This is a genomic window from Mesorhizobium sp. B2-3-15 (assembly GCF_006442875.1).
Classification (GTDB): Bacteria; Pseudomonadota; Alphaproteobacteria; order Rhizobiales; family Rhizobiaceae; genus Mesorhizobium; species Mesorhizobium australicum.
The window spans coordinates 30,894-54,248 of sequence record NZ_VFVO01000008.1; the positions used below are offsets into that span (position 1 = coordinate 30,894).

The 23,355-nt window shown below is 59.8% G+C and carries 13 protein-coding genes; 5 read left to right on the top strand and 8 right to left on the bottom strand.

Annotation, left to right across the window (positions count from 1 at the left end; genetic code table 11):
- Positions 1–33: 33 nt before the first annotated feature.
- Positions 34–948 carry a LysR substrate-binding domain-containing protein gene (locus tag FJ954_RS17320; protein ID WP_140662113.1) on the bottom strand — a complete coding sequence of 305 codons (915 nt, stop codon included), beginning with the start codon at positions 946–948 and terminating at the stop codon, positions 34–36.
- Between FJ954_RS17320 and FJ954_RS17325 the strand changes: the two genes are divergently transcribed.
- Positions 947–1,828, top strand: a complete 882-nt coding sequence (locus FJ954_RS17325) for a creatininase (protein WP_246681086.1) — start codon at positions 947–949, stop codon at positions 1,826–1,828. The two genes, FJ954_RS17320 and FJ954_RS17325, sit on opposite strands and share 2 nt — an antisense overlap.
- A 339-nt stretch (positions 1,829–2,167) precedes the next feature.
- On the opposite strand, the gene FJ954_RS17330 is transcribed toward FJ954_RS17325, so the two are convergent.
- Positions 2,168–3,382 (bottom strand): M24 family metallopeptidase, encoded by a 1,215-nt coding sequence (locus tag FJ954_RS17330; RefSeq protein WP_140662114.1) that lies wholly within the window; start codon positions 3,380–3,382, stop codon positions 2,168–2,170.
- 264 nt (positions 3,383–3,646) lie between these two features.
- Between FJ954_RS17330 and FJ954_RS17335 the strand changes: the two genes are divergently transcribed.
- Complete coding sequence (locus tag FJ954_RS17335) at positions 3,647–4,861, top strand: M24 family metallopeptidase (protein ID WP_140662411.1); 1,215 nt, start codon at positions 3,647–3,649, stop codon at positions 4,859–4,861.
- 98 nt (positions 4,862–4,959) lie between these two features.
- Entirely contained in the window at positions 4,960–5,853 is an 894-nt protein-coding gene (locus FJ954_RS17340) for a LysR substrate-binding domain-containing protein (protein WP_140662115.1), read from the top strand.
- A 45-nt stretch (positions 5,854–5,898) separates the two neighbouring features.
- On the opposite strand, the gene FJ954_RS17345 is transcribed toward FJ954_RS17340, so the two are convergent.
- The 4 genes from FJ954_RS17345 to FJ954_RS17360 are packed head-to-tail and all read right to left on the bottom strand — an operon-like array spanning position 5,899 to position 10,148.
- Positions 5,899–6,708 (bottom strand): ABC transporter permease, encoded by an 810-nt coding sequence (locus tag FJ954_RS17345; RefSeq protein ID WP_140662116.1) that lies wholly within the window; start codon positions 6,706–6,708, stop codon positions 5,899–5,901.
- 4 nt (positions 6,709–6,712) lie between these two features.
- Positions 6,713–7,945, bottom strand: a complete 1,233-nt coding sequence (locus tag FJ954_RS17350) for an ABC transporter permease (protein ID WP_140662117.1) — start codon at positions 7,943–7,945, stop codon at positions 6,713–6,715.
- A 3-nt stretch (positions 7,946–7,948) separates the two neighbouring features.
- Entirely contained in the window at positions 7,949–9,070 is a 1,122-nt protein-coding gene (locus FJ954_RS17355) for an ABC transporter ATP-binding protein (RefSeq protein WP_246681087.1), read from the bottom strand.
- A 25-nt stretch (positions 9,071–9,095) separates the two neighbouring features.
- The gene (locus FJ954_RS17360) at positions 9,096–10,148 is read right to left on the bottom strand and encodes an ABC transporter substrate-binding protein (protein WP_140662118.1); all 1,053 of its coding nucleotides are present in this window, start codon (positions 10,146–10,148) and stop codon (positions 9,096–9,098) included.
- 1,178 nt (positions 10,149–11,326) lie between these two features.
- Here FJ954_RS17360 and FJ954_RS17365 point away from each other — a divergent pair.
- On the top strand, positions 11,327–13,480 hold the full coding sequence (locus tag FJ954_RS17365; RefSeq protein ID WP_140662119.1) for a hypothetical protein: 2,154 nt from the start codon (positions 11,327–11,329) through the stop codon (positions 13,478–13,480).
- 122 nt (positions 13,481–13,602) lie between these two features.
- On the top strand, positions 13,603–13,749 hold the full coding sequence (locus FJ954_RS31595) for a hypothetical protein (protein ID WP_181177840.1): 147 nt from the start codon (positions 13,603–13,605) through the stop codon (positions 13,747–13,749).
- A 324-nt stretch (positions 13,750–14,073) separates the two neighbouring features.
- Here FJ954_RS31595 and FJ954_RS17370 read toward each other — a convergent pair whose 3' ends face one another.
- Together FJ954_RS17370 and FJ954_RS17375 are read right to left on the bottom strand one after the other, a co-directional pair.
- Complete coding sequence (locus FJ954_RS17370) at positions 14,074–20,103, bottom strand: DEAD/DEAH box helicase (protein ID WP_140662120.1); 6,030 nt, start codon at positions 20,101–20,103, stop codon at positions 14,074–14,076.
- Positions 20,100–23,318 (bottom strand): STY4851/ECs_5259 family protein, encoded by a 3,219-nt coding sequence (locus FJ954_RS17375; protein WP_140662121.1) that lies wholly within the window; start codon positions 23,316–23,318, stop codon positions 20,100–20,102. Before FJ954_RS17375 ends, FJ954_RS17370 begins: the two co-directional genes overlap by 4 nt.
- Between the last annotated feature and the right edge of the window lie 37 nt (positions 23,319–23,355).

Sequence of the window (23,355 nt, forward strand, 5' to 3'; positions counted from 1 at the left end):
AATTAATTCTCATAATAAATGCATTTACACCCCTTATTGACGGTCCAGTTCGATCGGCCGCCGTACCGGGTCGCCGGAGACACCGGCTTCATCCAGGCGCGCGACGATGTGATTGACCAGCCTGATTCCGGCATCGGACAGGCGGGGATGCTTGTAGAACAAGCCGACCCGGATTTCAGCCAGCGCTGGGAACCCGTCGCTGTGGTCCAGGACCCGCATACCGGGCAGCATTGTGTAACGGGTCAGCGCGCTGACGCCGAGGCCGTTCACCACGGCATTCTGCAGCCCCGCGATGCCAGACCCGGTATAGGCCACGCGCCAGCGGATCTGTGCGGTATCCAGGGACTGGATCATCCGCGCCCGGTAGGCGCACCCTTCGGGGTGGGCTGCCAGCGGTACGCCGCTTCCCAGGTCAAAACGGGCGGCATCGGCGGCAGCCCAGATCGGCCGCTCAATCCATGAACGCGACAGATATTGGGAGCGCTCATTGTTGACCATCGCCACCGCCAGATCGAGTTCGTCGGCGCGCAGTCGATCGAGAATGTCGGCGCTCCAGCCGCAGTGGATTTCCAGCGAAATGCCCGGATGCTGGCTGGTGTATTCGGTGATGACGCCCTGCAGGAAGGCGACCGCATAGTCGTTCGGCAGGCCGATGCGTAGCACGCCGGCTATCTTCGACCGATTGAAATAGGAAGCCGCCTCATCGTTGAGCCGCAGCATTTCGCGGGCATAACTTAGCAGCATCTCGCCTTCGCTCGTCAGCGTGAGCGTGCGTCCGACTTGTTTGATGAGCGGCGCCCCGACCAATTCCTCGAGCCGGCGGATCTGCAGCGAGATGGCCGGCTGGGTGCGCCCCAGCGCGTCTCCGGCCTTTGTATAGGCGCCAAGATCGATGACCGAAACAAAGGTCCGCAGCAGATCGGTTTGAAAGTTGATGAAATTTCGCATGGATTTGGATTTCTCATACCAGGATCATGAATATAAATTTTTCATATCACCAGTACCACCACTAATCATCAGCCTCAACAGCCGAAGCTGGGAGGAACTCATGCCCGATATCACTGTTTTTGCCGCCGAACTGCCTTGGCAGGACTACGATGCGAAGGTTCGGGACGGCTCCGTGCCCATCCTCCTGCCGGTCGGGTCGATGGAGCAGCATGGCCACCACATGCCTATGCATGTCGACGTGCTATTGCCGGTCGAATTCTCCCGCCGTGTCGCTGGCGAGATCGGCGCACTTGTAGCTCCTCCCTTCACCTACGGCTACAAGTCGCATCAGAAATCGGGTGGCGGCAATCACCTGCCAGGCACGACCAGTCTGGACGGCGCGACACTGGTCGCGGCGCTCCGCGATGTCATCAAGGAATTTGCCCGCCATGGCGTACGCAATATCTGCTTGATGAATGGCCACTTCGAGAACTCGTGGTTCATCGTCGAAGGCATCGATCTGGCGCTGCGCGAGCTTCGCTGGGGCGGTATTAACGACATGAAGATTGTGGTGCTGTCTTATTGGGATTTCGTCGACAAGCCGACCATCGCGCGGCTCTATCCCGACGGGTTCACCGGCTGGGATCTGGAACATGGCGGCGTGCTTGAGACATCGCTGATGCTGTCGCTTTACCCGAACTTCGTGCACCTCGAGCGAGCCGTCGATCATGAACCGGCCAGCTTTCCGCCATACGATGTTTACCCCCCCAAGCCTGAATGGACACCGGCGAGCGGCACATTGTCGTCGCCCAGGGAAGCTTCGAAAGCGAAGGGTGACATCTTGCTGGATGTCTGCGTGGGGGCCATCGTCAAAGCCCTGCGCGTCGAGTTTCCGCGCTGAGCCCTGCTCTTACGCCGATCGTTTCCGGATCTGCGATCGGGGCCTTGAGCTCCAATGCGAGGCAGCGCGCGAAGGCCACCCCGTCAAGCGATTCTCGATCCGGCACGCATTATCAGTATGGAAAAGGCCAATTCGGTGGCGCCTGCCCTCTCGTGTCGGCATTTTCGTCGGGTGGGCAATCACCGCGTTCCACGAGAGTGTCAGCCGTGAAAACTCTTATCAGGAAAATGAGGCAGCCGCGGGCGAGGCCACAGACCGGCGACGCTGCGTAAGGGTTGTGTCGGTTTGTTCGGCTGTCCCCCCGCTGATGCAAATCATGAGGGATGTAGAACACGTCCGTCAGTTCCCGACGATGTTGTGGTCCGGACCGAAGGGGAAGCCGGTGATGTTTTCCGCTCCGTCGTCCTTAATGATCAGAATGTCGTGTTCCCGGTACCCCCCGGCGCCTGGCAAGCCCTCCGGCAGCATCACCATCGGTTCCATCGAGACCACCATGCCGGGTTGCAGCACCGTATCGATGTCCTCGCGTAGCTCCACGCCGGCTTCGCGGCCATAATAATGACAGAGCACGCCGAAGGAATGGCCGTAGCCGAAGGAGCGGTATTTCAGCAGGTCCCATTCCCGATACATCTCGTTGAGCTCGATCGCGATGTCCTTGCACCGCGCGCCGGGCTTGATCAGTTCGAGACCGCGACGGTGGACCGCGACGTTCTTCTGCCAGATGTCAAGGCTGGCGTCGTCGACATGATCGCAGAACAGCGTGCGTTCGAGTGCGGTGTAATAGCCAAAGATCATCGGAAAAGTGTTGAGCGACAGGATGTCGCCTGACCGAACGACGCGGTTGGTGACAGGGTTGTGGGCACCGTCGGTGTTGATGCCTGACTGAAACCAGGTCCAGGTGTCCATCAGTTCGACGTAAGGATGCGATTTCGCGATCTCCCGGATCATGGCGTTGGTCGTTGCAATAGCCACCTCGTGCTCTGGCACGCCGGCTTTCACGGCCGCCACGCAGGCGGCACCGCCGACGTCGCAGACGCGCGCCCCCTCGCGGATCAGTTTTTGCTCCTCCAGCGACTTGATCGAGCGCATCCACATCGATGGTTTGGCGACATCGACGAATTCGACACCCGGCAGCGCCTCCTCAAGCTGACGGCGGAAGTCGACGTTGACGTGGTCAAACTCGATACCGATGCGCTTGGCGCCCGCGGTGAGTTGGCGCACTGCGCGGTAGAAATTGTCGCGGCGCCAGTCAGTATAGGTGATGTTGTCGCCAAAGCTGCGACGGTAGGGCTGGCCGCCATCGATCCCGGCCGAAATGGTCGTGGCTTTATTGTGGTCGATAACCATCCCGTATTTCCGGCCGAAGTAGCAGTAGAGCCAGCCGGAGTAGTAGTTGATGCAATGATAGGAGGTGAACAGCACCGCATCCACCTTGTTCTCCGCCATCCAGCGGCGAACATCGGCCTGGCGGCGCTTCATCTCGGTATCCGAGAATGGCGAATACTCCTTTTCACCATTGTGCCACGCCATCACATGCAACATGTCGTCGGTCATCGCGTGCTCCCCTGCACTGCACTGTTGATGCAGGGATGCTACGATCGGCGCGCGCATCAGGACAATTTATTCACCTGATGCCTGTATTTCCATAAATTATGGCAATTGCCGACGCCGTTGTGGCGGCACCGACCGATTAGCAACACTAATCCTCCGATATCGACTTCTAATTTCCTGCGGCCGGATCGACTTTTTATAGTCCGCTTCCAACCAGAAACCTCAATTTGGATGCGGAGGAAAGAAATGAACGTCTACGCCAAGGGCATGCCCAACGAATTGCTGCGGCTACAGAAGATGCATAATGGCGAGAAGGCTGTCGCCACCTTCAGCCCCGCCGAGATGACGCGCCGTCAGGATGGGCTGCGCAGCATTCTGGCCGAGCTGAAGCTCGACGCGGCGGTGCTGACCTCCTACCACAATATCTGCTATTTCTCCGACTTTATGTTCTGCTATTTCGGCCGTCGCTATGCCTTTGTGGTCACCCCGGAGAAGGCCGTGTCTGTTTCGGCCGGCATCGATGCCGGCCAGCCATGGCGCCGTACCTTCGGCGATAACATCACCTATACCGACTGGCAGCGCGACAACTATTTCTATGCCCTGCAGCAGACGCTGCCCAACGTGAAGCGTATCGGCATCGAGTTCGATCACGTCAACCTCGAGTTCAGGAAACTGCTGCAAGACGCCTTTCCGAACGTCGAGTTTGTCGACGTCGGTGCGCCGACCATGTGGCTGCGCACGATCAAATCGGCCGAGGAAATAGTCCTGATCAAGGAAGGCGCGCACACCGCCGATATCGGCGGTGAAGCCATTCGCAACGCGATCCGCGAGAACGTTCCCGAATATGAAGTCGCGCTGGCCGGCACACAATCCATGGTACGGCACATCGCCAAGACCTTTCCACATGCCGAACTGATGGACACCTGGGTCTGGTTCCAGTCGGGCATCAACACCGACGGCGCCCACAATCCGGTCACCTCGCGCAAGGTTCAGAAAGGCGACATCCTCTCGCTCAATTGCTTCCCAATGATTTCGGGCTACTACACCGCGCTCGAGCGCACGCTGTTCCTCGATCATGCCAGCGATGAGCACCTGCGCATCTGGGAGATCAACTGCGACGTCCACCGTCGCGGGTTGGAACTCCTTAAGCCTGGCGCACGCTGCGGCGATGTGGCGACAGAGTTGAACGAAATCTATCGCAGCCACAATCTGCTCGGCTACCGCTCGTTCGGCTACGGCCACTCCTTCGGCGTGCTGTCGCACTATTATGGCCGCGAAGCCGGCGTCGAACTGCGCGAAGACATCAATACCGTGCTGCAACCCGGCATGGTTGTCTCCATGGAACCCATGCTGACCATCCCCGAGGGGCTGCCAGGTTCCGGTGGCTACCGCGAGCACGACATTCTTGTGATGACCGAAGACGGCGCCGAAAACATCACCAAGTTCCCGTTCGGCCCGGAGCAGAACATCGTCAAGGCGTGATCGCTACTACTCGACTTCTGGCGGGCCTTCCTGGAAAGGAAGGCCCGCTTGCGTTTGTTTGGAACGGCGTGATCTAATCGGTCAATGTGGAGCTAACCATGCGCAGCATCCCAACCGACCTTCTCCGCGCCTTCGTCACCGTTATCGACCTGCGTGGCTATACGCGAGCGGGAGAAAAGCTCGGCCGCACGCAGCCAGCGATCAGTCTGCAAATGAAGCGACTTCAAGAACTGCTCGGCGTCTCGCTCTTCGCCAAGGAAGGTGGCGCGCAGATCACCGAACAGGGTGAACTTGTCGCCGGCTATGCGCGCCAGATCCTGGCGCTCAACGACGACATGATGCTGAAGCTCTCCAAGCGCGACAGCAAGGGCCGGCTGCGACTCGGCATTCCCAACGACTACGCCGATCATTTCCTGCCCAAGCTGATGGCCAGCCTGGCGCGCGACGGCGGCGACCTGACCTTCGACGTCGTCTGCGATCTGTCGCACAATCTGCTGCAGGGCCTGCGCAACGGCCTGTTCGACATTGTCGTGGCGATGACCCCGGACGGGCCTTCCGAAGGCGCTTTCATGACCTGGAAGGAGACGCTGGCCTGGGTCTGCGGAGCGCAGTCCCCGAACCTGGCGGATGATGTCGCAAGTCAAGGAGAACTGCGCATTGTCTGTTATCCCGAAGGCTGCCTCTACCGTCGCAACATGCTAACCGCGTTGCAACGCGACGGCCGCAATTTCGAGATCGTCTACACGAGCCCAAGTCTTGCCGGCCTCGAGGCCGCCGTGGGCGCCGACTTCGGCGTCACGGTCCTGGCGCGCCGGATTATTCCAGCGAACCTCAGGATCATCGAGCCGTCGGTCCACCTGCCCCGGCTCGCCGATGTCGTGGTCGGCATCTATGTCAGCCCCGACCGCAAGCGGTCGACCGTGGCGCAGAGTTTTGCCGCCCGGTTTGCCGATATGTTCGTCGCCGGCGAAGGCACCACCAGGGTCGGCTGAGAACGGCTTCGGGTCCCAGCCCGACGAAAGGCCGTGGCCGGCCGCCTATTTCACCCGACGCCGGGTCAGCAGGGCGAGCATCGCGAACAGGATGATCGACAGCGCGAGCAACAGCGTCGCGGCGGCCATGATGGTCGGATTGATCTGGTCGCGGATGCCGGAAAACATCTGCACCGGAAGAGTGCGCTGTTCGGCCGCCGTCATGAACAGCGCGACGACCACCTCGTCGAACGAGGTCGCGAAGGCGAAGATCGCGCCGGACACCACGCCCGGCATGATGCTCGGCAACGTCACCCGAAAGAACGCCGACGACGGCGATGCGCCGAGGCTCAATGCCGCGCGCGTCAGATTTGTGTCATAGGTGGAAAGCGTCGCCGTCACCGTGATGACCACGAAAGGCGTCGCCAGCGCGGTGTGTGCCAGGACGAGTCCAGTGCGCGTGTTCGTCAGGCCGAACTGGCCGAAGAAGAGATAGCTGCCGACAGCCACGATGACGATCGGCACGATCATCGGCGAGATCAGCAATGCCATGATCAACCGCCGCGCCGGGAAATTGGGGCGCGAGATGCCGAGTGCCGCCAACGTGCCGAGCGTGGTGGCCAGGATCGTGGTCATCACCGCCGCGACGGCACTGTTGAAGATGGCATTCATCCAGCGCGCATTGCCGAAGAAATCCGCATACCAGCGCAGGGAATACTCCTTCACGGGCAAGGTGAAGAACGGGTCCTTGGAGAAGGATAGCGGCACGATGATGAACAGCGGCGCGATCAGGAACAGGAGCACGGCAACGGCGAACGCCACCACCAGCGTGCGCACCAGGCGTTCGGACGGCGTCGCGTAAGAAGGCAGCCACATAGCGTCACCCCAGCTTGATCTTGTCGGCGCCAACGAGGCGCAGGAACAACAGGTAGATGGCAAGCGTCACGACAAGCAGGACCACACCGAGGGCGGCGGCCAGGCCCCAGTTGAGATCGCGGTTGATGTAGACCGAGATGAAATTGGACACCATCTGGTCGCGTGGCCCACCAACAAGAGCCGGCGTGATGTAGTAGCCAAGCGACAGGATGAAAGTCATCAGGCACCCGGCAACGACGCCAGGCAGCGTCTGCGGCGCATAGATGCGCCAGAAGGCGGAAGATGGCGGGGCACCGAGCGAGCGCGCCGCCCTGAGCTGCGTGGCGGGAATCGAGCGCATGACGCTGTAGATCGGCAGGATGGTGAAGGGCAACTGGATGTGCGTCATCGCGATGACCGTTCCGGTGCGCGTGAAGATCAGCTGAAGCCGCTCGCTGGCCAGATGCAAGGTCATCAGCACGTCGTTGACGATGCCGTCGGACTGCAGCAGCACGACCCAGGCGGTGGTGCGCACGAGCAGCGACGTCCACAAGGGAAGCAGCACCATCAGCATCATGATGCCGGCGATTGCCTTGGGCGCGATGGTCAGCACATAGGCGACTGGATAGCCCAGGATAAGGGTGAACAGTGTCACCAGCCCCGCGACGAACAACGTACGCGCCAGCACGTCGAGGAAGATCGCCTGGTCGCCCTGGACGCGTTCGACCGACCCGTTCGGGGCCTGCTGGAGGTCGAGCGCGGTCAGCAGATAGTAAGGCGTGAAAGAAGCACCGTTGCGCTTGATGATCGCCCAGGTTTCCGGCGAGCCCCAATCCTTGTTCTGCTCGAGGAACTTCTCCTGGTAGGGGCCCGTATCCAGCTTCTCGACCATCCGCGCCGCCGCCAGCACGCGGCTGCGCATGCCGGAAATCTCGTAGTTGAGACGCTTGCCGAGCAAGGCGGCCGTGCTGTTGTCCTTGGCGATTTTCAAGTCGGCGGCGAGCGCGGCGTAGACCGGCTCGTCCGGCGTTGAAACGCCATCCCAGCTTTGCAGCGCCGCCAACGTGCGCGGCAGCACCTCGCGCGTCTCCGGATTGCCCACCGCCGTGACCAGCAGGTAGAGGATCGGAGCGACGAAGGCGACCAATAGGAAAACGATCAGCGGCAGGGCCAGCGAAAGTGCTGCACGCCGGGCGGGTTTTTCGGCCCGACGGACGGCCATGAAGACGTTGATCCGGTCGATATCCACGACGGTCATGGCTCACACCTCCAGCAGACGGCATTCCGAAATGCCGCATTCGAGGACGACATCCGTGCCGGACGCGAAATGCAATGCCTGCCGCGCCGGGATGCGCGCGGTGACAAGCTGGCCACCAAAGGCCTCGATCGACAGCCGCATATGGTCGCCGAGGAAAAAGACGTCGCGGGTCTTGCCAGTGAAGCGGTTGAAATCGGCGCGGACACCCTCCCCGGCCAGCGAAATATTCTCCGGCCGCATGGATAGACTTATGTCCGTGCCCGCGCCGGACACATTGGCGCCCGCGGCCTTCAACGTCGTGCCATCGGCCATGCGCACGACGGCCAGGCCGCCTTCTCGTCCAAGCAAGGTGCATGGCAGCGAGTTGTTCTCGCCAATAAAGGAGGCAACGAAGCGGTTGGCCGGCTCGTTATACAGCGTTGCCGGATCCGCGAGTTGCTGGATCCGCCCGTCATGGAACACCGCGATGCGGTCCGACATGGTCAACGCTTCGGACTGGTCATGGGTAACGTAGACCATGGTGATGCCGAGCGAGGTCTGGAGTTGCTTGATCTCGATCTGCATGCGTTCGCGCAATTGCTTGTCGAGCGCCCCGAGGGGCTCGTCCATCAGCACCAGCGAGGGCTCGAACACCAGCGCGCGGGCCAATGCGACACGCTGCTGCTGGCCGCCGGAAAGCTGCGCCGGACGACGATCGCCCAGCGCATCGAGACTGACGCGGCCGAGCGCCTGGCGGACCTTTTCCTTCGCGGCCGGGCCGGTGATGCCGCGATAGCGCAGCGGAAACGCGACATTCTCCGCCACCGTCATGTGTGGAAACAGCGCGTAGTTCTGGAACACAAAGCCGATGTTGCGCTTCTCCGGCGGCAGCCGCTCGACAGGCTTGCCGTCGAGCCGGATATGGCCGAGCGTCGGCTGCTCGAAACCGCCCAGCATCATCAGCGTCGTGGTCTTGCCCGAGCCGGACGGCCCCAGCATGGTCAGGAACTCGCCGCGCAGGACGTCGAGATTGAGGTCCTTCACGACGAAGTTGATGCCGTCGTAGGATTTCTTCACCTCCTCGAACCGAACGAGGGCATCGACTGGGTTGTCCGTCGCAAGTGACATTCGCTGGGAAAAATTCATCGATGCTCTCCTCCGGAAGCCCGCGCTACTGCGCGAGCCAGGTCGTGAACCGCTTGCGTATTTCGTCCCCGTTGTCAGCCCAGAAGCCATTGTCAAGCGTCAGCGAAATCGTCAGATTCTGCGGGCTGGTCGGTAGATTCTTGGCATCCTCCGGCGCCACGAACTCGGCCGCCGATTTCCGTACAGGGCCGTAGGGAATGTATTTCGTGATCCCCGCGAGTACCTTGGGCTCGACCGCGTATTTGATAAAGGCAAGCGATCCCTCGGCATTCTTAGCGCCCTTGGGGATTACCCAGTAATTTGAGTCAAGGATCTGGTTGTCCCAGACGATCCGAAAATCCTTGCCTTCCTTGTTGGCGTTGTAGATGCGGCCGTTCCACGCGGTCGTCATCGTTACCTCGCCCGAAGCGAGCAACTGCGGTGCCTGGGCGCCCGCTTCCCACCACACAATGCTGTCCTTGATCATGTCGAGCTTGGCGAAGGCACGATCCACGCCCGCCGGGGTCGACAGCGTTTCGTAGACCTGGTCAGGCGCAACGCCATCGGCGAGCAACGCGAATTCCAGGTTGGTTGCGGGGTTCTTCCAGAGGCCGCGCTTTCCGGGGAATTTCTTGGTGTCGAACAAGTCTTTGATCGTCTTAGGCCCGTCCGGCAGCTTGGTGCCGTCATAGGCAAGGATCGTCGCGTAGACGATCGTGCCGACGCCGCATTCCGAGGTCGTGCCCTTGATCCAGTCGTTCTCTGGTCCGATTTTCGACCAGTCGATCTTTTCGAAAATGCCCTCGTCGCATCCTTGCAGCAACGTCGGCGCATCGACGTCAACGACATCTATGGTGGTATTGCCGGATTCGATCATCGCCTTGATCTTGGCGATTTCGCCGCCGTACTCCTGCTCGTCAATCTTGGCCCCGGTCTTGGCGGTGTAGGTTTCAAACACCGCCTTCCGCTGCGCTTCCTGGTAAGCGCCACCGAAACTCATGACCGAGAGCGTGTCTTGCGCTCGCGCTGCATTCGAACAAAGCGGCGCAAGCGCCAGCAGCGACAAACCCAGCACACGACCTGTTGAGCGATATCTCATTTCCGCCACTCCCATTGGTTGAAACTCGGCGTCGACTTCCTTTGAGCGAGCCTTGGCCGATGCAAAACGCTAATTTGGTGGAAGCACTACGGCAAATAAGTACATCGCATGGGTCCATGAGGAACCGTTATCGCGACAAGGCGTCTCAGACCAATAGCCGCGTTCGCAGCACTGGACGGCCAGCGTGGTGCGGCTGGCCCGCCACAGCTGCAAAGTGTTCAGGGACCTGCCGCTCTCTCAAAGCCTAATAACGAAAAATCAGAAACGACACGTCTGGCCTTCAGCCCGCGTTCCACTGTGCCGTCCAGAATTATCTGTCGTCGTCCGGAATTAAGCCGGGCTTAGAACTGAAACGAATACGCCGAGAGGTGCGAGCGGCACTCACTCGAAAAGGGTTACCAAACCTGGTCCTGTGGGTTACCAATCCGCGTGTTGAGTGGCCTTAGGTTACCAATCAGGGCCGCAATAAGCTCATTGAAGACAGCTCCTTAGCGCCAGTTCGGAATTAAATGTCATTGGGGCACATTGGTAACCTGTTGACCGAGGGGCATTGGAAACCTCTTCTGGCGAAAGGGGTGGAATATGAGCCGCTTAGCAGTGGGGCCGACGACAGATAATTCTGGCCTTGGACTCTCACCAGCGACAGGTAATTCTGGACGGCATACCAGTCTGCCATTTATGCGACTTTTGACGCACAAACCATGAACACCGCGGCCGCGTGGTTATTGATTTCCAATCGCCACTTAGTCGGCTTGCATGTTCCGAAATGACCGCATTGGGGCCGCAATTGGACCGGCAGCTTCGGGCTGCGGAGCGGACATTTCGGTTTGAGGTGACCATCGTCGTGATTTTACGCAAAGGGGGAAGGGTGCCGGCAGACTCGAAGGTATGCCAGCGGCAATGTTACTTCGACTACGAACGATGGTGGTGGCTGAACTGCACAACGATAGTCGCAAGATATCGGAAACTGCAGTTGAGCGTTCGGTCTATTGTCGATAGGCTCAGTTGCTGGATTCGGGGGTAAGCTGCAAGTGACGTCGGTTTTTGTCGCATACGCCTCCGGTAATCAGTTCCATGGTGATATGATTGTCGCAGCCTGCAAATCGGCTTCAACTTCCGATCGATCAATAACGCCATGGTCGACACTTGACACGTCGGGCTCACCAGTTGCGCGGTCGGTGGAAAGCTGGATCGAAGGCGCCGACGCTTTCATTGCCGACATCTCTCTCGTCAATCACAACGTGACCTACGAGCTGGGATTTGCGATCGGATTGCAAAAGCCCACGCGATTGATCCGCTCGACCCACATGGACTTCCAACCGGTCAAAGCCATCGGCTTGCTAGATACCTTGGGCTATGACGGCTACGACTATGATCACGTTCTTGTTCGCACCCTATCAAAACGCGACGAAACGACCCGCTGGGCTGAACTGGCTAAAAATAAGGATCAACCGGTTTTCATCCTTCAACTTCCGACCCCTACTGAATCCACCCTACGGACGACCAGCGCCGTAAAGAAGATTGCGCGGATCAAATTCCGCAACTTCAATTCGAGCGAGATCAGCCGACTAAACGCCAGCGAGGCCTATGAACAGGTGGCTTCCTCGTTCGGCATCATCGCTTTCTGGATGGAAGGTGACAGCGAGCAGGCTGCTCGCAATAATCAAAGAGCGGCGTTCATTTACGGCATTGCCCGCGGTCGCAACATTCCGGCATTGTTAATAGCTCACCAGAAGTCCAGCCTTCCTCTGGACCTACAGGACCAAGCCGACCGGTGGTGGAAACTAGGGGACATCGATGAGATCATAGGCGCTTTCAGATTGCGCGTGGCAGACGTTGCCAACGAGTTCGTCTCGATTAAGCCAGATCACGAAAACCTGCTTGAACGATTGAGTTGCGGCGATCCTGTAGCCGAGAATGAAGCAACTTCGCTTGCAGACCATTTCCTAGAGACCGACGGCTATCAGCGAACTCTACTCGGCGAAGCCAACGTTCTGGTCGGTAGGAAGGGAAGCGGCAAGACAGCGGTTTTCCTACAAGTAAGAGATCGCACTAGGTCGAATAAGGCAAACATCGTCATCGACTTAATTCCAGACGGTTACCAGCTCATCAAGATGAAAGAGTTTATCTTGGATAAGCTCAGCTTCGGTACTCGAAAGGAAGTTATCGCTGCTTTTTGGGAATACGTACTGTGGCTCGAAATCACCTACAAGCTGTTGGAGAAGGATGAAACGAGGGCGTTGCGCGACATGCGTCTTCTCCAGGGCTACAACAAGCTCAAGGCCCTATTTGAGGCGCGTGTCGACACAGGAACCGGGGACTTCTCCGAACGACTGAAACGACTGGCACAAAACGTTGTCGACCGGTTTCGCAGCAGCGCCATCGTTGACGTTGAACTTCACCAACTGGATTCATCCAAGGTGCTAGAGGCCATCTATGGGCAGGACGTCCGAGAACTCCGAGAGACCGTTCTTGAGTACCTTCGCCTCAAGGGTTTCGTTCTATTCCTCTTCGACAATCTCGACCGCTTTTGGACGCCCGGGGGCTTCACCGACGACGATGCCCTGATAGTGGTCGGGCTGACCGAGTCAATGCAGGAGATCGCACGGAAGTTCCGTCGGAAGTCGCTTGAATTTAGGTGGGCTATTTTTATTCGAAGCGACGTATACGAGTTCCTAATACGCGGGATGGCGGACTACGGAAAGTTGGCTGTCCAAAGCATTGAATGGTCCGATCGCAGCTTGATGAAGGCCCTTTTCGAACAACGCCTCCAGTCGAGTGTCTCCGCCATTGGCGAGTCTTGGAGTTCGCTTTGGGGTCGTGCTTCCGTGGCGACGGTAAACGGGCGCCCTGTCCTCGATTTCCTGATCGACGGCTGCCTTATGAGACCCCGCTATCTTATCCGTCTTTTCGAGACAGCACGTCGTCGCGCCCTGACGTTTGGGCGCAACAAGATGGAGGAAGAGGACTACGTCGTCGCATTGAGGGAGCTAGGATGGCAGGTGTTGGAAGATTTGGACCGCGAGATCGCCGATCTAGTCCCGAACGGATCGGACCTACTCTTTGAAATTCTACAGCATCGCGATGGACTGACGGCGGCAAAGTTCCGGTACATAGCGGCAAAGCAGATGAAGACGCCGGACAACGTGGAGAAGCTGCTCGACGTCATGCTTTGGAATGGCAGCGTCGGAGTTTTGGACAATGGCGCTCCAAAATACATCTTCGACTCGGGATATAAGCGCCAGTATTTGGCGGCCTTGGTCAAGGCAAACGAGGGTGTCCAGCTCACCCTGCATCCCACTCTCGTTGCCGCCTTGGGCTCTGCGGTTTAGATCGGCAGAGCCCACCATCGCCGTGCTCGGTAAGGCTCAGGGCCGAACGCGGATCACTCCGGTATCGCATCGGATCGATAAACAAGCCAAAGTACCTGAACTAGTCCGACTTCGAGACCCTCTTGCTGGCGCCGCTCGAGTTCATCGAGCGCAACCGCGTGCGGTGCACGGCCTTCGGGCAGCGCATCTCCTACGAAGACATGACGCAGACGGTCCCTCTGTTCGGCGATGCGCTTGCGGCGGAAGCTAGCCTCGGCCTGTCAGAATAATGAACCGGGCTGCTCGCCAGAGAAGAATCTCGAGCCTATGCCGCCGAGCAGGCAGTGGCCCGGAATGAGGAAATCAGAATCTGGGTCGGGACCGTCCAGCCGCCATGGGAATGACGCACGGCGTGATTCGAGGGATTGTGCTTGCTGGACAGCTCTGCGGATTCGGAGACCCCGACCAGGCGGCAGCTTATTTGTAGTCCTGACCCAATAGCGGACTAACAGCTTTCGGCCCTGGCATACACGCATTTGATCGTCGCTGCAGTCGATGACCGCTGTTGGCGCATGCGCGCTGCAGCAAAGGCGGACGCAGTAGGCAAACTTCGCCTAAGATCGCCACACCACCATCTGGCTGTCATGATCATGCCGACGACGGAGTCTCCCTGACAAATTGGCGATGCGGCTTGCCGCGACCTGCGGTGCTGCGCCTGCGTCGAAGCTTCGGTCGAGGCCTTCGTAAAGCAGCCAGCCGAATCCCTGGTCAAGATCAACAATCAGCTTCCGGCCTGACTCGTACACGAGGATCAGACTTCGCTTGTGGGGCGGCTGGCCAACTGTCAGCTTGACGTCGAGATTCCGACGGTCGCCATAGGCTCCGGCAAAAGCGTCCAACATGTCGTTGTCGGTGATGTCAGAGGCGACCTGATTCCGCGAAAACCCCGAGTCCTTGTCCGATGCGGTCTCGATCGACAGAGGTATCGTCTCGCCTCCGGTGAGAACTGACACGGTATCAACGAGGAGACGAAGAACTAACGGTGACCGCGCGAAGCGATCACGATAGGAAACTTGGACAGGCCGTTCCTTCGCCGAGACACCGCAATCAGCTGCGGCCTTGCGGATAGCTTTCGACATCTTCTCGCCGAAGGCACTGATTGGGCCGTCAAGGGTTCGATCAAGGATGACCACTGCGGCGCCGCTCTTCGGCGCCAACCTTTCTGGGCTGACCGTCGCTAGCCTAGGCTCGAGTTCAAGGGGCGCGCGTGCAATGGGAAGACTGTGGCTGGCGCCCCAGTCGGGTGCAACCATTTGGATCGCGTCGTCCCGGCTCGCCCAGGCATGACCGCCCTGCCCATCCGTCGCATAGGCAAACAAGATGCCACCATTGCTAAAGCGTACGGCATCCCCCTCTGCGATAATAACGTGGTGCCTCGAACTGTAATCCCGGAGATAAAGAAGTTGAGACGCGTCGAGTGCGTCGACAGTGCCTCTTGGAAGAATGAGCGTGACTGCCCGGCCGTTGCCTGCCCAGCGCCGGAACAGAGAGGTCGGGGGCCAATCCTCCAGTGCTGCCAAATCGCGCAACTGCGCCCAGAAAAAGAGTTTCGATTGGCCGCGACCGTTCAGCCATTCGTCGATCTCCGCGAGCGGTCGCCCGGAGATGTCGGCGCGCTGTGCGAAAGCGTCCTCTGGGCTGATCATGTCCGGAAGGCAAAGATGCGCATCCATAAAGGTAATGGCCTTCTTTCGGTCGAGTTCCTCCTCTTTCTCCGGCGCATCGGAGACGAGGACGCAAGATGAGCAGGCATGGGTACACTTGCGCGGACAGTCGAGTATCGCGCGAGCACTCTTCAAGATCGCACGGATGTCGTCTGCAGCGCGCACCACATAGCCTGCGCCTCCCGCAGCCCGGTCGTAGAGGAAGATGGAAAGCGTGGTGCTGGTCATGGCATTGCGCGATGCGCCAATGCCGTAACCCATCTCGTCCGGCTCGATTCCCAGGTGCCGCGCCAGCGCTTCGCGCATGGCGATCGCGAGCGCATTTGCCGCACCAATGTCAGGTGTTGCTGCCGGTTGCAGTTCCAGAACATCCGTGTGAATCTCATAACCCAGATGCAGGCCAGTCTTGATGGTGAACGGCTTTTCGTTTCCCTCGCAGGGCTCCATGAAATTCTCCGGCGAGCGAAGCGGCTTATGGTCATCAAGCCCCGAGCACACCATTTCGCCTAGCTTCATCGGCTCCATGCGGCCGCAATATAGGCATAGCCCATAGCCAGAGGGTTGCGATCCCGGCCCTTTCGTATGGTAGTATACGGTTCCGCGACGGTTGAGCCTCAAACGCCCAGCGGTCGGCTTGGTCAGGGCTTCCCATCGGGCGGATCCGGCCGAAATGCGCGGCGGCTCGGGTCGTACATAGGCGACTTGGTCGATATCGGCATGCGTCTCGACATGGCTGTCCCGAAGAAAGCCGGCTGGCTTCAGGTAGTGGTCGACTTTAATCGCCGCGTCCGCGCAAGTCCGGCACTGTTCGGGCCACGAGCCGGCACCTGTCCATGAATCGCCGCAATGTGCGCAACGTGTAGCCCAGCGCAACGCCTGAATCTCACGCACGCCCTGTTCGCTTGAAGGGCGATGCCAATTCAGCGTAACCCCGCCAACGCGGTAGACTTGCCCGTCGACCACCGTTTCGGAACCCGGAGCGTAGTCACGGATGGCGATGTCGAGCGGTCGCTTCGGTCCGCCGTGACGCTGGCCGATTCTGCCATCCGGCACATCCTCGTCAGGGAGAGAACCGCCAAGCTCGAAAGAAACAATGTTGTTTGGAAAGCCATGCCCAGGCAGAAATCCTCGATCTGCGAGATCAGACAGCAGGAACTCGCCGCACAAGCGTTTCAGATGGAGTTCAAGGGATTTCGCAGCACCGATTTCCGTCGCCCCCGGCAATTGTTCCTGAAGCGCTCGCCACTCGTCGGCGAACTCGGATTCCACGCCTGCCATGGCTTCGGCGGTGAGCTCCGCCAGGTCCTGCCGCCCGTCCAGCACGGTGCCGCGCACAAGGCGATGGAGCGCGGCTTCGCTGTCATTTGCGGTCGTAGCCAACCCTAGCCAATCTAGAAACCGCGCGACGGGCCGTTCCGCCTTCAAGGCGCGAGCGGCGCGTGGCACCTCAGGACAGCCGAAGAAATCGCCAGCAGCCATTTTCAGGGCGTTGCCGCTATTTGCCTCTAGGAAGCGACCGAGAAAGAAGGCTCCCACGTGGCGCAGCACGATAGGTCGGCTGTCCAGCGCTACTCTGGGCGCCGCGATTTCGCGCTTCAGATAGGCCGCAGGATCTCGGAAAGCCTCACGATCCAGCGGTCTATCCTTCGCAAACGTGAAGGCGAGCGATAGAGGCTGACCGCGCCGTCCAGCACGGCCGACGCGCTGTCGATAGTTGGCGATCGAGGGCGGGACGTTGGTCATCATGACGCCGTTCACCGAGCCGATGTCGACACCCATCTCCATCGTCGTCGAGCAATTTAGGAAATTGATCTCTCCGGCTTTGAACCGTGCCTCGTAGCGACGCAACCGTGCCGGCGACAGCTGAGCCGAATGTTCGGCGGATCGCGCATAGGGCGAGAATAGCGCGATGCGGTCGTGGAGGTCCGTCCAGAGACCTCGCGCCCGCAGCTTCGCAACAGTCGTGTCGTTTTCCGTGAATGCGCGGCGGATCGCCTCGTCCCCGTCAACAGGACAGGACGGCAACGTAACAGGCTCGGCGCGATCCCTTGCAATGTGAGCATACGGGGTCAGCCCGAAAGGTGCGACGTCGACGATACGTCGCGTGATGGGACAGAGAAACGCGTTCTTGAGCGGCGCAATCTGTAGCAGGTCAAAATCCAGGGCGCGCTCGCCGCTTTCATTCGCCGGGAAGAGTGGAAGGAGCTGGTTCCACGCTTTCTCCAGCCAATCGTTCATCTCAATCCGGTCTTCCTTCGAACCCGGATTGAGACCAAGGCCCAGGCGAAGCAACTCAACTACCTGAGGGATTTTCGCCGACGTGGAAGCACGTGGCCAGGCCTGTTGTCTTCTCGCCGGCTCAAGGCCTGGCGACGAGAGTTTCTTCGGAAATCCCTTGCGCGCAATCCAACGGAGAAGATCACGTGACACGGCGACAGCAAACGGTGACCGCACGGCAAATACCAAAATGCTGCCAAGCCAGGCCTTCCAATCCTCAAGCGTGGCGCCTCGTTGCAGGAATCCGCGCGGGGCGTCTACAATCCTCTCGACCGTTGGATAGAGGAGCCGCGCCAGCCCCATGGTCTCAGGCGTGTTCGCCATGCGTGGACGTCGCAGCAGTTCACGCAGCAGGAGCGCGTTCGCCAACTGCGAAGCAGGCGACGACCCGGAGGCCTTGAAGATGTCAGCGCGATCACCCCAGACCTGCGGCAGCCATTCTCGTATCTCAATCCGGTCAGCCAAGCTCGCGCGAAGGTCGGGCCAGCTGATAGTCACGTCGCCAGACTGCTGCGCAAGCTCCTTCTCCCAGCCAGCCACGAGGGATGCGAATAAGGCGTCGTCCTGCCATCCCTCGCGATCCTTGACCCGAGCTATGTTCCCTCGAAGTTCTATCGTTTTCTCGGTCTCCCCGTCACCCGCAGCCTTCAGCTGAACGGCCTGGTAGATGAACGAGCGGACGAAAGCTCGCTCCGACTCGATCTGCAGGCGGGCGGCCATGCGAGCGGTTCCCTGGCGGCTGTCGGTAAAGCTGATGAGTTGGCGCCCGCTGGCTGGAAGGTCCGGGGGTGTTTGCGGCAGAAGAGGTACGACCACCTTATCGGCAGGAGGCATGGCCGCAAGCAGCATTGGAGCCGCGTTGCCAATGATGAAAGGAGCGCCAAAGCGGAAAGGATAGAGCTTGTCACCTGACTTGTTTCTGGCGCTGCAGGAGGGGCAAGGTCCCGTTCCATCGCCATGAGATGTTAGACGGTAACGGCCCTCACCGCCCGAATCCGCCGAACGGCCAGTCGCCTTGTCTATGAAAAGGGGTAGCAGACCTGCATCTTGCAGCGAAAAACAGTGACGAACCGACGGCATGTCTAACGCGGACACCTCCTCGATAGCCTCAAACTCCCCATCATCTTCGACTTCGCGGATCGCTTCGAAAAGGAACTCGTCAGAGGGCGGCAGATTGCGTGGCGGAGTTAGGCGATCGCCTTTCTCCTCGGCAATCATGAAGGCTTCGCCGCACTCGTTGCATGTGAACAGTTCGGCGACGGGCATACGGCATGACGGACAGGTTTCTTCACGCTCGTAAAGAATCCTTCCGGCCGACCATCCTTCACCCATTTTGGCGGGACAATCTGGATTGGTGCAGGACCAAAGGCCAGGTGAGGCGCGATGGAAGGAATGGACGCGCAGAGGCGCCAATGTTTCTCCATTTGCATTCTGGGCGCGCGCGAGCGCCATTGCCAGTGTTTCGCCATTCACCCCGATCGCGCCGGCCAATCGTTCGAGCTCTGCCGCTGGAACCGATCGATCCTTAAGCCCTTCCACCAACGACCACACAGGATTGTGGCTGCCTAGCGCGTCGAAGAGAGCTTGCGGAGACATCGTCCCGAGCTCGGCCACTTTTGGCGCGACGCCACCTGTTCCTGGACGGCGCGGAAGCCGGCGATGTCCCGTGATCATGGTCACTTGGTCGAGCTGAATGCCGCCTATGTTTGCAAGGAAGCGGCGCAATTTATCTTCAACATCGGCGCCCTGGCCGATCGTCGCCGAAGTGGCAACGAAACGGACCGTCGTGGGGTCGACCTCGAAGGCTTCCATGACTCGACGTAAGAGCAACGCAACTTCTGCTGCCGCCGAGCCGACTAGTGTATGGGCCTCGTCCAGCACGATCCATTTCAGTCGACCGCGAGATGCTTCCAAAATTGGCCTGTCCTGCGGGCGGACGAGCATGTACTCAAGCATCGTGAGGTTCGTCACGAGAAGTGGTGGCGGATCTCTGCGAAGCGCCTGGCGGTCCGGCACATTCTGCGGCGCGCGCGACAATGCCTCTCGTTGTTCGTTTGCCTTCAGCTTCTCACGCAAGTTGCCGTTATATAGGCAGTAGCGGATGGCGCCATTGGCCGGCTTCGTCCAGGCGTCGAGGCGTTCCTGTTGGCTGGCGATCAATGCGTTGAGCGGGTAAAGCATGATGGCTTCGACACCACTCACACGCGCCCTTCTCCTGTAGAGGCTGTCGAGCATAGGGACGAAGAAGCATTCGGTCTTGCCCGAGCCCGTACCTGCGGAGATGATGGCGCTCCTTGGTTTCGGATCTCCTAGTACGCGCCACGCCTCAAGTTGATGCTGATAGGGAAAGCGCTTCTGCGGAAAGGAATAGCCTTCGCCGCTGTTGTCTCCGGCAAGAGCTGCGACAGTTCGCTCATCGAGAAGTCTCCCAGACAGTGCCGCCAGCGTCTCGTCGGCTGTGACGAATGGAAAGGCGCCTTCCAGAACGGGTGGCGGTATGAGCGCGCCTTCATGGTGCGGGTTGGGCAGCGTTTCTCTTAGATGAGCCGTCAACGCCGAATGCCGCAGACCTGATTGGGCTATCACGGCTTCCGCCATGCGCTGGCGCAAGCGGCTTAGGGTCTCGAAGGGCCTGATGGTCATTTGGAAAGGAACTCGAGGCAATGAGGGTAAGCTGTCGCGATGTAGGTGCTATCGAAGTCCAGCGCGTTGCGGAGGCCTGCCGCCACATCCGGCGTCATCTCCAGTTTTCCGCAAGCAATGCCGGCGAGACAAAGCGGCATCAGTAGCATCGGGAAGTGATTGTAATCGAAGCCCTGGAGCCCGGCTGGGGCGCCCAGTCGAGCAGCGTATTCAGCAAGGCTGCGTGGCAGATCGTCCACTTGGTCGTGGCGAAGGCGGACATAATTCTGGGCCACGGACCGAAGGTCTTGAGGCAACGTCTTTCCAATGCCGATTGAACGTGACACACCGGCAAACCACAAGGTGCGCTCAGCCAGGGTTTCAAATCGCTTCTGCATCTGCATCGTGGCTTGTTTCGACGCTTGGGCGGAATCGAACACAGTCGACAATTCCTGCATAGCGCGATCCCATTCGGCGCCTGCGGCTAGTTTCCATGCGTCCACAGGCAAGGCCATCCAGAGGAACGGCAGATCGCGTTCCAGCGTCAGGATTGCCTCTAGTCTTTCGGGGCTCGCGGCCAACAGCAAACGACACAACAGCTTGGGACAGGAAGGCAACTCCCGCGTGAGGTCGAGCGCTCGCGGACTGAGCCCCTTAAGCGACGCGACAACACGGATAAGGTGAGAGAGCTCCGCGCTAGATGCCGTCCGATCGGCAATGCTCGAAAGCTCCTCCTGGATTGCCAGTCGCCGTTCGTCTTCCTTTGAGATCAATGAATTCGCCTGCAGGCGCGTTGTGGTCGCAGAGCTGCCACCGCCTACAGGAGCGTCAATCAGCCAGGGACGTGTCACAACTGCGTCGCCTTTACGGCAATACACGAGATACGGGCCATCCGGCTGGGTTGGCAGCTGGAATAGTCCGGAGCCGATCTGGGTGAGGGCCAGCTCCGTTTCAGGATGGAGGAGTGACCTTGCCACTGCGAACGCATCTGCAGCCAAACTCGCGAAGAGGGCCTTGCCGTCATTGACGAACGGCACGGTTTGACTACGGCGGATGGTGCATAGCGGCCGATTGCGATCGTCCCTGATCACCACGCTGGGGCCACGTTCGGCCGACAGGCCCAGCAGGCTTTCGGCCAGCGCACCAAACTTGATCATTGGCGTCTCGCCTTCGACACGGCGGGCGATCAAAGCGCGCGCACTCGCCGCTCCTCGCAAATCGAGATCGATCGTCACCGCCCGACCGGTGAGGAGAACGGCTCCGCGCAAATTGGCAAGCGATAATTCTGGCGCGTCCTTGCGGATCCTGCCTGATGCGTCGACGAGGACGGTCTCGTTAGCCGCCAGGTCCAACATGGCCATGACCGCAGATCCATACGGATCGATCAACCTGATGGGCAGTTGCGCAGTAGGTTGTCCCTGCCATGGCGCGACGAAACCAGCATCGAGGCGTTCGGCCTCGAGCAACGTGCCAGACGCATCGACTGCCGCGACTTGCCAGCCCTGCAACCCTTGCCAAAACACGCGCGCGCCCCCGGCCTCAATGCGGCCCTCCAGACTAAAGCCCAGAGGCAGGGCGAGAACCCGAGCCCGCTCGATAAGGAATCCTTCGTCATCGAGCCATTGAACGGTAACGAGGCCTTCCGCGGCTCCTCGAGCATTGACCTCACGCCCGTCTCTGAGAAAGCGCAAGCGCGGTTCACCGCCGCTCCCGCGAGTTCGCGGCCGCAGAGGTGCGGCCACAGGTTGAATTGATCCGTCTTCGAAGGACAAACCAGAAACGAAGATTGTCTCCAAATCGAGCCGTCGCTCGTCGTCCGACGAGGCTCCGGCCTGCACACGATAGCGCTCTCCCTCTTCGGTCTCGACGAGCGCCATGCCGTCGACGCGCCAGAGCGCCCGCCCGTCGGATTGCCATAGCCGCTCTACGCCACCGCCGTCGTGGCCCAGCACCCTCGATTGTCCCGAAACCCACACATGGAGCAATTCGGCGGTCGAGCGGACAGATCCGGTACCAACGAGCTCGAGGCGGTCCTCCCTCTCAGTTGACCTTAGCACGTGGCATGCGGAAGCGACGGCGCGGCCGCCTGGCCAGCAGACGGCTGGCAGCGTCCGGCCTTCTCGCGAGAGCGCGACCGTTGCCATTTCCGAGAAAGCAAAGGGGCCAACGAACCCAGGATGGCCGAGCGCCTGTGACGTTACCTCGAACCTCCCCTTGGAGTCAGTCTCCGAGCGGTAGATCAGTGCGAATTCCCGTGAGGTCAGCCGCGCGGCGCTTCCTGCGAAATAGGCGCGGAATCGGCCCTCTTGTTGATCGCGCAGTGCATCGAACTGGAGCGGGCCGTCCGCGTGAACGACGAATCCTTCACGCCATCTGCCCTCCGGATCGCGTGCGAGCAGGCGCCTGAGGCCGATGCCCCCACTGCGAGACTTTGGCTCAACGGTCAGCAGGTCGTTGAACAGCCGACTGCATGCCGCCTGGTCTTCGGGAAGATAGATCGGAAGGCTCTCGCGCCAGCCTTTTGCATGAGCATCGAGCCAACCAGCCGGATTGTTGTTCAGCTGGTCCTTTGGCAAGGCGCGACGGCACTCGATCAATCCTGCAATGAGCTCCGCAGCTAAGTCGAGAATGCCGTCGTCCTGGTAGCTGACCGGCAAACCTTCTGCATGCCTACGTGCGATGGTCAGGTAGTCGGCGTGGGCGGAAGGCCAAGGTAACGCGAGCGAGTCCGCCATGACATTCTCGAAGTAGGCGCGCACAGCATTTGCCCGCTCGCCCACCAGCAGCGTCGACGGAAGCCCGCCATTGCGGGCGAGCGTCATCAAATACTCGTTGCGGGTACGATGGGGTCCTTCGGTTACGATGAGCTTCAGGCCCCACCAGCGAAGCCCGGCGAGAGCGATGTCATTCCGTTCGCTGACTGAAATCGTCACCGGCACCACCCCAACATCCTGCCAGCGCCGCCATAAAGTGTCGGCCTGCCTCCGGAACCATTCAGACGTGACGAGCGCGAAAATTGCGCAAAGCGGGCGGTTCTTAGGGTCTAAGAGTGCAGAGTTCCTCTGTACCAGATCAAGACCACAACGATACTGAGCATCACTGATACGGTAGCGATGCAACGGGCGACCATCGGGCGCCTCAAGTCCACTTTGTGTAAGGAGCTCGTTGAGAAAGCGGTGGGTAGACGATACACGTACGCCGGCGCCGTCCGATGACGGGCCTCGCTCAAAATTCATGACGACAATTACACCCCCCGAATCAAGCCCAACTCAA

What these genes read in the sequence shown, in the direction of transcription:
- FJ954_RS17325 (WP_246681086.1), top strand. Translation starts at nt 947, where the DNA reads ATGGATTTGGATTTCTCATACCAGGATCATGAATATAAATTTTTCATA.
- FJ954_RS17320 (WP_140662113.1), bottom strand. Translation starts at nt 948, where the DNA reads ATGCGAAATTTCATCAACTTTCAAACCGATCTGCTGCGGACCTTTGTT.
- FJ954_RS17330 (WP_140662114.1), bottom strand. Translation starts at nt 3,382, where the DNA reads ATGACCGACGACATGTTGCATGTGATGGCGTGGCACAATGGTGAAAAG.
- FJ954_RS17335 (WP_140662411.1), top strand. Translation starts at nt 3,647, where the DNA reads ATGCCCAACGAATTGCTGCGGCTACAGAAGATGCATAATGGCGAGAAG.
- FJ954_RS17340 (WP_140662115.1), top strand. Translation starts at nt 4,960, where the DNA reads ATGCGCAGCATCCCAACCGACCTTCTCCGCGCCTTCGTCACCGTTATC.
- FJ954_RS17345 (WP_140662116.1), bottom strand. Translation starts at nt 6,708, where the DNA reads ATGTGGCTGCCTTCTTACGCGACGCCGTCCGAACGCCTGGTGCGCACG.
- FJ954_RS17350 (WP_140662117.1), bottom strand. Translation starts at nt 7,945, where the DNA reads ATGACCGTCGTGGATATCGACCGGATCAACGTCTTCATGGCCGTCCGT.
- FJ954_RS17355 (WP_246681087.1), bottom strand. Translation starts at nt 9,070, where the DNA reads ATGAATTTTTCCCAGCGAATGTCACTTGCGACGGACAACCCAGTCGAT.
- FJ954_RS17360 (WP_140662118.1), bottom strand. Translation starts at nt 10,148, where the DNA reads ATGAGATATCGCTCAACAGGTCGTGTGCTGGGTTTGTCGCTGCTGGCG.
- FJ954_RS17370 (WP_140662120.1), bottom strand. Translation starts at nt 20,103, where the DNA reads ATGACCATCAGGCCCTTCGAGACCCTAAGCCGCTTGCGCCAGCGCATG.
- FJ954_RS17375 (WP_140662121.1), bottom strand. Translation starts at nt 23,318, where the DNA reads ATGAATTTTGAGCGAGGCCCGTCATCGGACGGCGCCGGCGTACGTGTA.